Below are 9132 nucleotides of genomic sequence, written 5' to 3'. Positions count from 1 at the left end.
TGTAGTCGCGCTTGAGCTTCGCCATCGACGAGTCGTGCCACTGTTTGCAGTAGGGGCACTGAAAGTCGCTGATCATCACCACCCACATCGCCGACTCCGCCCCCAGCAGCCGGCTCTTGTCGGCCTTCTGCATCATCGCCACGTCGGCGAGCGAATCGCGCAGGGCGGGCGTGCCGGCCGACGGCGTACCGGCGTTCCCCGATGTGACCGCCGAGGTCGCTTCGGCGTCGACGGGGCGCTGTCTGGATGCGGCATCCGCTCGGCCGCACGCGGCGGTGGCGCAGAGCGACACGATCAGCGCCGCAGCGCGGAGGACGGGAAGGAGACGGAGCATAGGTGAAGCCTAGCGTCCCGGACCCGATGGCGCACCCCACGCGCCCGGCCGTGGCCTGCCACGGCCGGCCACGGCCGGCCTGGCATTGAACCCTCCAGCCGCGTGTGCCGTAGTATTTTGCATTGTGATCTTCTTTGCTCGCAGTACCCGCCGCAGCACCCACAGGCCATCGCTGGCATGGTTCTTCACGGTTGGCGCCGTCTGCCTGGCGCTTCTCCTTCCCGGGGCCACGGGGGGAGCACAGCCGCCGGCGCTGCCGCAGCCGGTGGGGTACGTGAACGACTTCGCCAATGTGCTCCCGCCCGAGGCCGAAGCGCGGCTCACCGACCTCGCCCTTCGCCTCAATGCGGCGACCCGCGGCGACATGGTGGTCGTCACGCTCCCCGACCTCGGGGGCCGGCCGGTGGAGGAGGTCGCCCTGCGTCTCGGGCGCGAGTGGAAGATCGGCGCCGACGCCGCGATCGGCGACGCCGCGCGCAACGCCGGCGTGGTGATCCTGCTGGTCCCCAAGGAGACCGCCACCGACGGGCGCGGCCGATGCCGCATCGAGGTGGGGCAGGGGGCCGAGGGGTTCCTCACCGACGCGACCGCGGGCGACCTGTGTCGTGCGCAGACCCCGCGGTTCAAGGAGCAGGACTACGCCGGCGCGATGGAGGCCATCGCCTTCGGCGTGGCGGACCGGTATGCCGCCGCGTTTACGGTGACGCTCGACGGCCAGCCCCGGCCCCCCGAGCGGACGCGTCGGAGTCGTGGCGGCGACCGCCAGTTTCCGGTGGCGCTGCTCCTCGTCATCGCGTTCTTCGTGCTGAGCTCCCTGGGCGGTCGTCGCCGTCGCGGCTGCGTTGGCTGCCTGCCCATTCCCGTGCCGGGCCCGACGATCTCCATGGGCGGCTCCGGCTGGGGCGGCGGGGGCTTCGGTGGCGGCGGATTTGGCGGGGGTGGCTTCGGTGGCTTCGGCGGCGGCGGCGGGTTCAGCGGCGGCGGTGGTGGCTCCGACTGGTAGCTCCGACTGGTAGCGGCCAAGGCCGGCAGGTTCGTACGCAGTGTTTCGCATCCCTCGATTCCCCTCTCGTACTCCATGGCAACTCCTTCTCTGTCACTCGATGCGCTCGTGGCGCAGCTCACGCAGTCGCACGGTGACGCGCTCGCCGCAGTCGTGCTGTACGGCTCGGCCGCCAGCGGTGAAGCCATCACGGGGCAGTCCGACGTGAACGTGATGGTGCTGTGCACCGCGCTGCCGCTGTCGACCATGCGGTCACTTGGGCAAACCATGCGGGCATGGTCGGAGGCGGGCAATCCGCCGGTGCTGGAGATGACCGTGCAGGAATGGCGCACCTCCGCCGACATCTTCCCCATGGAATACGCCGACATCCTCGAGCGGCACCGCGTGCTCCATGGGACGCTGCCGCTGGAGGGCATCACCGTGCGCCCCGAACACCTGCGCCTGCAGCTCGAGCAGGAGAGCATGGGCAAGCTGCTGCGGCTGCGCCGCGGGGTGATGGTGGCCGGCACCGACACCGCCAAGCAGCAGGAGCTCCTGCGGGCCAGCCTCAGCACGCTGCTCGTGCTCTTCCGCGCCGTGATGCGCCTGCACGGTGAGCAGCCCCCGCGTGACGCCGCCCAGGTCATTGCGGCGGCCAGCGCGCGCTGCGGCTTCGACGCGCACCCCTTCACGCAGGTCGCCGCGCTCAAGCGCGGCGGCACCCTCTCGCCCACCGAGACCGATACCGTGCTCGAGGGGTACGTCGCGGGGATGTCGGCGTTGGTGGCGCATCTGGATGCGCTGGACGGCGGGTAAGGCCGGCCGCGCCTGTAACCAGACGGTTCCCCCGTCCGTAGTATGTTCTGCACCACATCTCAGGCCATTCCGAGGAGTCTTCCGTGTCGTTCCTTCGCCAGTCCCGTCGTCGCGCGATGCTGTTCGCGCTCGCTCTTCCGTTCGCGTTCGGCGCGTGCGGCTACAACTCGATCCAGTCGTTCGATGAGCAGGCCGCTCAGGCCAAGCAGAACATCGATGCGCAGCTGCAGCGTCGGGCGGACCTCATCCCCAACCTCGTGAACACCGTGAAGGGCTTCGCGGCCCAGGAAGAGCGGGTGTTGACCGAGGTCACCCAGGCGCGCGCCGGTCTCGTGGGCGCCCTGCAGAAGTCGGGCGGTTCCGATCCGGTCGAACTGGCCAACGCCAACCAGCAGCTCACCGGCGCGCTGGGGCGCCTGACGGTCGCGATCGAGGCGTATCCGGAGCTCAAGTCGAACGAGAACTTCCTGCGCCTGCAGGATGAGCTCACCGGTACGGAAAACCGTATTGCCGTGAGCCGTACCGACTACAACACCGCGGTGCGCCAGTACAACGAGTACATCCGCAAGTTCCCGCAGGTGCTCACCGCCAAGGCCACCGGCGCGACGGCACGCGCGTACTTCGAGGTCACCGACTCCGCCGCGCGTTCGGCGCCCACCGTGGATTTCGAGAAGAAGTAAGCGCGCTACAACCGGCTCTTCTCGTACAGCAAGTTGCGCGGCGCCACCTGCCATTCGTACCACCGCGAGATCGGCTGACCGCCGCTCACGGCGGGGTCGGTGCGCTGGCTGCGCAACTTGGTGCGAATCTTCACGCCAATGATGTCATTGCCGTCATTCGTGGTGTCGGCATCGAGCCCGTGGTAGCTGGGGTGCTCGGTGCCGGCGGTGAACAGAAGGCGCGCTTCAAACGCCTCCACCTCGCTGGCCATCATCGAGGGCACCGGCTGTCCACTCGCATCGAGGCGGTCCGCGCGCATGAGGGAGCGTCTGGCCGGATCGCGCCAGTACATCACGAAGGTGGTCTTCTGGATGCTGGTCCCGGTGCGCGCCAGCAGCAGGCTGTCGATGCCGGCCGGCCGGTTCACGAGCCGCCCCGTGGGGAGAAAGGTGACGCGGAATTGGGTCGTGCCCATCGGCGTGACCGAGGTGAGCAACAGCAGCCGACGCACCGAGCCCACCTGCAGCCGCACGACATCGCCGGCGGCAAGATCCACGCGGCCGTCCACGCGCTGGAACTCGATGCAGGTGGCCCCGCAGGTGCCACCCGGCGGGTAGGTGGGTGCCGGATCGCCATCGTCGTAGATGGGATACACCGGCGCCTCCGCCGGTGAGAAGGGCACGGACAACACCGACAGCGTATCGCCCCCGGCATCGACCGACGCGAAGACCGGGGTGCTGGTGAAGGCGATCCCCGCCTCCTGCACGTCACGGGCGAGGGAAAGGCCCACAAACCGGGCGTCGCGGTCCACCGTTTCGCGCAGCGTCCAGCCACGCCGCGTGGTCCAGCTGCTCACGGAAAAGTTGACCGCACTCACAAGCACGATCATGCCGACGGTGACGGCAATGAGCACCTCGGGCAGCGTAAACCCACGCCGCGCCGGCCGCGGTCCCTGGTGATGGATCCGCCGGTGCTGGATCATAGGGCCCCCGAGAGTCCGTTGCCGCGAAACAGCGCCGTGGTGAGTCTGACCGGCTGCGCCGAGCGCGGATAGTCCACGACGATGTCGAGCTGCAGGAGATTTCTGCGCACGTCGCGCACCACGACCGAGCGCCGATACGGCCCGTTGACCTGCGGCACGCCATCGGCCGAGAGGCGCGTTACGGGTTCGCTCTGCACGCGCCAGGGGTCTCGCGTGCGCAGCTGCTCCGCGTAGCTGCGCGCGATGGCGATCGCATTGGTGCGGTTCTGCGCCACGGTCTGCAGGGTGACGGTCTGCGCATTCGCCCCGGCGAGGGACAGGAGTCCCACCGTCAGCAGGATCATCGCCACCATCATCGACACGAGCGAGAAGCCGCGCCGCGTGCGGGGGATGCGTCGCCTCATCGCCATCCCTCCTCGGTGCGCCATGTCCACAGGCGCGTATTGCCGGAGGGGGTGACCGCCACGGCCACCACCGCGTCGGGCTTCTCCGCCTTCACGAGATACACCACCCCACCGGTGCCCATGGGGCGCACGAGGCCGCGCGCGTCGAAGTCCACCCGCGCCTCGGCGAAGGTGATGTCGCCGCCGGCGCTGTTGTCGGGGATGGGCGGGGCGTTGCCGCGCCCGAAGCGCACGCCCTGGTCGAGCCGACGTTCGCCAAAACCGCGCAACGCCTGCCACTCCACCGCCGACTCGGCGAACACGCCGTCGCCGTCGTGGTCGAGATAGCCCCCGTACGTCCCGGTGGACGTATGGAAGCGCACGCGCACCGGCAACCGGGTGGTGAGCGCACGCGTCCGGGCCACATCGATGTCCTGCGCCATCTGCATGCCCATGAGTTGCACGGCGGTGTACGCCGTGATGCGGAAGCGGGGGAGCATCATCCCCATGGCGATGCTCACGATCACGAGCACCACGAGCAGTTCGATCAGGGAAAAGCCGAGGCGGGGCATCGGCGAACGACGGGCTGCGCGCATGAATCCGTCGTGATCAGTACAGTGGACGGAAGGCGGTCTGGATGACCGTGCCGACGGATGGTGTGCCTGGCGGCAGTCGGTCGGGGAAGCGGAAGTTGATGTCGAAGGCCCACTGTCGGGTGGGAGGATCGTAGTAGCTGCCGTTGGAAAACCCCGGGTTGAGGGTGTTCCCCCAGAGCCCGGTCGCAAACCGGCTGCGATAGAGCGAGACGAGCGAGCCGTTGTAGCGGAACACCACGCCGCTCCAGCTCTCGAGGAAGCGCGGCAGGTTCTCGAGGCCGCCGCCGTAGGTCGGCGTGCCGCAGCCGCGGGCGTAGTCACAGCTGGTGGCCGAGTGCCCCACCAGTAGTGCGGCGTTGACGGTCGTCTCGCGTGCCGGGCGGCGTGCGAAGTTCTGTTGGAAGCCGTCGCACCAGCCGGTGCTGCTCGTCGTGCAACGGACCGACACGGGCACGGCGGTGGTGGACACCATGCCGGGGTTCGGTGGCGTCGACAGGAAGGTGATGGCATCCCCCATGAGCGCGGCCGGACGCCAGTTGGTGGTGTTGAAGTCGCCCAGCACGTACAGCGGCCGGTCGGTGGCGATCGTGAGGCCGCCCGGGGTGCCGGCGGTGCGCGGCGCCGGCAGCTGCGCCCCCTGCCGCAACCGCACCGCCACATAGTCGTTGGCGGCCGCGGTGGTCTGCCCCGTCACCTGCACGTACAGGATGCGCGGCGTGCGCGTGGCCGGCGCCGCATCGGTCCACTGACGCAAGGCGTCGAGATGGATGTCGATCAGGTCGGGGCGCAGATCTTCGCGCCCCTCGTAGAATGCGTTGGCGACCGGTCGGAAAATCTGCGCGCACGTGGCCGCGTCGGGCACGTCGAGGCCACTCGTGCGCTGGTACGCGATGGTGCTGCACAACTGGGCCTGCGCCTGCGCGGGGGTGGCCGCCGCCAACGCGCTCGCGTCCACGGTCACGTGCCAATCCGACTTCCAGGCCATCTTCACGTCGCGCACCATGGGGGGATCGGCGTGGTCGCGCGGCAGCACCAAGGTGACGGCGGCCATGTCGGAGGGGAGGGGCAGCTTGAGCGGCCGCACGCCGTAGGCCGACGTCATGAGCCGACCGTTGAAGAGCTGCTCGCTACGCGTCTTGAAGCTCGCGCCGGCGAGGCTGCGTGAGTCGAAGTCGAGCCGCACCGGCGTGCCGGTGGCGTTGTGAATGAACACGCCGTTCAATCGCTCGTTGCGGTCCTTCCGCTGCCAGAACACGCTGTCGGGCGTGGTCACGTTGCTCTGGAAGGTCGCGCTGTTCGACGACAGGTAGATGTTGCCGTTCGAGTGCACCCACCCGGCGAAGGTCATGGGCTGCCCCGGGAGGATCTCGAGGTCGTCCTCGTAGAACACGCCGAACTGAAACAGCGGGATCGTTTGCGCGTTGACGGAGAGCACGGCCCGCGCCCGGTTGCCCGAGCTGTCGCGCGCCGAGACCTCGATGTCGATGGGCTGATTGAGCGCGTAGAGCCCCGCGAAGGGGCCGCTGGTGATGGTCCGCGAGACCGGCACGCCAGCCGTGCGCGTGGACTGCTCGATGCGGAAGCCCGACAGCTCAGGGCGCTGAATGCCAGCAATGTCCTCGCCATCGATGATGCCATCCTGCATCGCGGCATCCAGCTGCGACATCACGTCGTCGCCCGCACCCTCGGCGGCATAGCTGGCACGCGCGCCACGATAGTCCGCATTGGAGGTCCGCGAGATGGTCGTCACGGCAGACAGTCCGGCGAGCACGATCACCGAGAACATGACCAGCATCAGCAGGACGACTTCCAGCGCAAACCCCGTCCGGCGCCGCGGCGCGGCGGGCAACGGGGCCCATCGATCGGTTCGCATGTGGATTCTCCTGAGCGAGGGCGTCACGCAGGACATACGAACCGTTCGCCATGAGGCAACATGCCGGCCGTGGCACGACGCGCACGTCGGACGACGTGGGGCGCGGCCGTAACGGCAGATGCAGCCCGCGTGATACTCCGTGCCGCCCGTGTGATCCGGCCGGCTGGCCAGCGCTATCGTGCGGTGGCCGCCCGCCGTTCGGATCTCACGCCGGCCGCGGAAAGAGCGGCTCCCCCTTGGTCACCGTCCAGCCGCCCACGTCGAGGGCGTCCAGCCCCGCAAAACGCTGATCGGCGACGGCGCCAGGACCACCCAGCTGCTGCCAGACCTGCTCCACCTTGGTGGGCATGAAGGGGGCGAGCAACACGGTCTGCCGGGCAATGCGACGGATCAGCGACGCCAGGATCTGCTCGAGCTCCGCACGCCGCGCCGGATCCTTGGCCACGGCCCACGGCGCCGTCGCCGCCGTGTACTCGTTGGCGCGCGCGGTCAGGCGGTACACCGCCGACAGCCCGTCGTGCAGCAGCCAGCCCTCGTCGCCATGCATGGCACGGTGATACGTCGCGATCTCGGCGTCGTCGCCCTCCTCGTGCGCAGGACGCGCCGCCGACGGGACCACGCCATCGCAATACTTCTCCACCATGGCGATCGCCCGGCTGGCGAGATTGCCGAAGTTGTTGGCGAGATCCGCGGTGTACCGCTCCTCGAAACGCTCCCACGAGAAGTTGCCGTCCCCATCGAACGGCACTTCGCGCAGCAACACGTAGCGGAACGCATCCGCGCCGAAACGGTCCACCGCTTCGCCAAGATCAAGCTTCACGCCGGCGCTCTTGGAGAATCGCTCGCCGCCCAACTGCACGAACCCGTGCGCCCACACCTGCTTCGGCAACGGCAACCCGGCCGCCTGCAGCATGGCCGGCCAAATCACCACGTGAAAGCGGGTGATGTCTTTCCCGATGATGTGCAGATCGGCAGGCCAACGCGCCTCGTAGCCGGCGTCGGGAAACCCGGTGGCCGTGAGATAGTTGGGCAGTGCGTCGAACCACACGTACGTGCCCTGGGTCTCGCCCGTCGACAACGGCAGCGGAAAGGGTACGGCCCACTCGAGACGCGCCCGCGACGCGGAAATGTCTTCGAGCCCCTGCGCCAACAGCCCCAGGATTTCGTTGCGGCGGCTCTCAGGCTCGCAGAACGACGGGTTGGTGGTGAGCAACTCCTGCAGGAATGGCTGATACTTGGACAGCCGGAAGAACCAGTTGCGCTCCTCCACTTCCTCCAGCGTGCGCGTGGGATGCAACACGCACGTCCCGTCCACGATGTCGGCGTCCTGCTTGAAGGCCTCACAGCCCACGCAGTACATGCCGGTGTACGACCGCTCGTAAAAGTCGTCCGGGCTGCGCTCGGCGATACGCCGGATCAGCGCGCTCACGCCGTCTTTGTGGTGCGCCTCGGTGGTGCGAATGAACTGGTCGTAGGACACGCCAAGCTTGGCCCACATGGCCTTGAAGCGTCCGGCGATCTCATCGGTAAAGGCCTGGGGCGCCACGCCTTCTTTGGCCGCGGTCTGCTGGACTTTCTGGCCATGTTCGTCCATGCCGATCAGCAGATGGACGTCGTCACCACACAGGCGACGGTACCGGGCGATGACGTCGGCCCCGATCTTCTCGAGCGCATGGCCGAGATGGGGATCGCCGTTCGCGTAATCGATGGCGGTGGTCAGATAAAATCGCGGCATGGGGACAATCTAACCGGGCTGGTCGCCTTGTTGGTCGGGGTCGGGGTCGGGGCACTGCCACTACGGTCGGGGTACGGCCACTACGGTCAGGGCACAGCAACGACGGTCGTGGTCTTCCTACGGTCGGAGTCGCTGCTTGGGGTGGCGCGGCGCTTCGCTGGCGCGTCGGGGTGGCGCGGCGCTTCGCTGGCGCGTCGGGGGGGCGCGGGGGGGGGGGGGTGGGGGGGGCGGGGGGGGGGGGCGGGGGGTTGGGGGGGGGGGGGGGGGGGGGGGGGGGGGCTCTTCCGCGGCTTTGACCCCGACCGGCGGTGGTTTGACCAAGCGCGCACGATTCCGATGACAGTCGGGTGCGAAGCAGACGGTATGCTGACGCCATGCCATCACATCGCGATCTCAAGGTCTGGCAGCGCTCGCACGATCTCGCCGCCCGCATCTACGACGCCACCAGAGGCAAGCCCGCGTCTACAGATCCGGCGCTGGTCTCGCAGCTCCGCCGGTCATCGCAATCGATCGGCGCCAATATCGCGGAGGGACGTGGACTCGGTACCAACCCGCAGTTCCGCCGACATCTCGATATCGCGCTTGGCTCGGCTGCCGAAACAGAAGCACATCTGACCGTGTGCCTCGACCACGACGTGTTGAGTGCAAAGGTCGTGTTCGACCTTCGTGACGAGGTGGCGACCGTGCAGCGAATGCTCCTCGCCCTGAAAGCAAGCATCCCACCACAGTAGCCCCGACCCCCACCCCCGACGCGCCAGCGAAGCGCCGCGC

At 68.5% G+C, this 9132-nt stretch carries 9 protein-coding genes and 1 pseudogene; 4 read left to right on the top strand and 6 right to left on the bottom strand.

All coding sequences use genetic code 11. The annotated features are described in order from the left end of the window. A pseudogene (locus tag ACIQ51_RS13645) lies at positions 1–334 on the bottom strand (hypothetical protein); the annotation flags it as partial. A 124-nt stretch (positions 335–458) separates the two neighbouring features. On the opposite strand from ACIQ51_RS13645, the gene ACIQ51_RS13640 reads away from it, so the two are divergent. From ACIQ51_RS13640 to ACIQ51_RS13630, 3 genes are all read left to right on the top strand, one after another. Then, a complete protein-coding gene (locus ACIQ51_RS13640; RefSeq protein ID WP_396205608.1) occupies positions 459–1337 on the top strand; it encodes a TPM domain-containing protein in 879 nt (292 codons plus the stop codon). 75 nt (positions 1338–1412) lie between these two features. Continuing rightward, positions 1413–2132, top strand: coding sequence for a hypothetical protein (locus ACIQ51_RS13635; protein ID WP_396205607.1), 720 nt, complete (start codon positions 1413–1415; stop codon positions 2130–2132). Positions 2133–2215: 83 nt separating this feature from the next. Then, complete coding sequence (locus ACIQ51_RS13630; RefSeq protein ID WP_396205606.1) at positions 2216–2812, top strand: LemA family protein; 597 nt, start codon at positions 2216–2218, stop codon at positions 2810–2812. A 5-nt stretch (positions 2813–2817) separates the two neighbouring features. On the opposite strand, the gene ACIQ51_RS13625 is transcribed toward ACIQ51_RS13630, so the two are convergent. From ACIQ51_RS13625 to ACIQ51_RS13605, 5 genes are all read right to left on the bottom strand, one after another. Next, complete coding sequence (locus ACIQ51_RS13625; RefSeq protein WP_396205605.1) at positions 2818–3774, bottom strand: PilW family protein; 957 nt, start codon at positions 3772–3774, stop codon at positions 2818–2820. Next, on the bottom strand, positions 3771–4178 hold the full coding sequence (locus ACIQ51_RS13620; RefSeq protein WP_396205604.1) for a prepilin-type N-terminal cleavage/methylation domain-containing protein: 408 nt from the start codon (positions 4176–4178) through the stop codon (positions 3771–3773). Before ACIQ51_RS13620 ends, ACIQ51_RS13625 begins: the two co-directional genes overlap by 4 nt. After that, on the bottom strand, positions 4175–4753 hold the full coding sequence (locus tag ACIQ51_RS13615; RefSeq protein ID WP_396205603.1) for a Tfp pilus assembly protein FimT/FimU: 579 nt from the start codon (positions 4751–4753) through the stop codon (positions 4175–4177). Before ACIQ51_RS13615 ends, ACIQ51_RS13620 begins: the two co-directional genes overlap by 4 nt. Positions 4754–4766: 13 nt before the next feature. After that, the gene (locus ACIQ51_RS13610; protein ID WP_396205602.1) at positions 4767–6626 is read right to left on the bottom strand and encodes a hypothetical protein; all 1860 of its coding nucleotides are present in this window, start codon (positions 6624–6626) and stop codon (positions 4767–4769) included. A 205-nt stretch (positions 6627–6831) separates the two neighbouring features. Beyond that, positions 6832–8361, bottom strand: coding sequence for a methionine--tRNA ligase (locus tag ACIQ51_RS13605; RefSeq protein WP_396205601.1), 1530 nt, complete (start codon positions 8359–8361; stop codon positions 6832–6834). A gap of 374 nt (positions 8362–8735) precedes the next feature. Here ACIQ51_RS13605 and ACIQ51_RS13600 point away from each other — a divergent pair, with 374 nt between their 5' ends. After that, positions 8736–9092, top strand: coding sequence for a four helix bundle protein (locus ACIQ51_RS13600; RefSeq protein WP_396205600.1), 357 nt, complete (start codon positions 8736–8738; stop codon positions 9090–9092). The last annotated feature ends 40 nt before the right edge of the window (positions 9093–9132 follow it).

Source organism: Gemmatimonas sp. (genome assembly GCF_044344655.1).
GTDB lineage: Bacteria > Gemmatimonadota > Gemmatimonadetes > Gemmatimonadales > Gemmatimonadaceae > Gemmatimonas.
Note: the sequence above shows the minus strand (reverse complement) of the source record. Positions and strands in the feature narration are given on the sequence as shown.

Excerpts from the sequence above, each read along its gene's own strand:
- ACIQ51_RS13635 (WP_396205607.1), top strand. The coding sequence starts at position 1,413 with ATGGCAACTCCTTCTCTGTCACTCGATGCGCTCGTGGCGCAGCTCACG.
- ACIQ51_RS13625 (WP_396205605.1), bottom strand. The coding sequence starts at position 3,774 with ATGATCCAGCACCGGCGGATCCATCACCAGGGACCGCGGCCGGCGCGG.
- ACIQ51_RS13620 (WP_396205604.1), bottom strand. The coding sequence starts at position 4,178 with ATGAGGCGACGCATCCCCCGCACGCGGCGCGGCTTCTCGCTCGTGTCG.
- ACIQ51_RS13615 (WP_396205603.1), bottom strand. The coding sequence starts at position 4,753 with ATGCGCGCAGCCCGTCGTTCGCCGATGCCCCGCCTCGGCTTTTCCCTG.
- ACIQ51_RS13610 (WP_396205602.1), bottom strand. The coding sequence starts at position 6,626 with ATGCGAACCGATCGATGGGCCCCGTTGCCCGCCGCGCCGCGGCGCCGG.
- ACIQ51_RS13605 (WP_396205601.1), bottom strand. The coding sequence starts at position 8,361 with ATGCCGCGATTTTATCTGACCACCGCCATCGATTACGCGAACGGCGAT.
- ACIQ51_RS13600 (WP_396205600.1), top strand. The coding sequence starts at position 8,736 with ATGCCATCACATCGCGATCTCAAGGTCTGGCAGCGCTCGCACGATCTC.